1 protein-coding gene is annotated in these 255 nt (G+C 54.1%); it reads left to right on the top strand.

The window, feature by feature from the left end:
• A partial coding sequence (locus AAIG11_RS18110; RefSeq protein ID WP_343187568.1) for a hypothetical protein occupies nucleotides 1-255 on the top strand: 255 nt, incomplete at both ends.

Genomic DNA, 255 nt, shown 5'->3' with positions numbered 1-255 from the left:
TCTTCAACTGTTAACCAAGCCATTACTTTAAGGGCTTCCAGCAACCCTCCAGGGGCTGAGTTTGAGTTCTGGGTTCGTCCCCCTGGTCAAAGTTGGCGTGTTGTCCGGGCTTATGGCCCCTCCAGCTCTTTCTCTTACACGCCTTCTGTTACCGGCTCCTGGCAGGTGGGCGTTCGGGGTAGAATGCCAGGCTCTACTCAATGGGTTGACCATATCCGGGATCACCAGGTTTCCTCTGCATCCATTACCTCTGTT

This window comes from Anoxynatronum sibiricum (assembly GCF_039414295.1).
GTDB classification, from domain to species: domain Bacteria; phylum Bacillota; class Clostridia; order Peptostreptococcales; family Tindalliaceae; genus Anoxynatronum; species Anoxynatronum sibiricum.
Note: the sequence above shows the minus strand (reverse complement) of the source record. Positions and strands in the feature narration are given on the sequence as shown.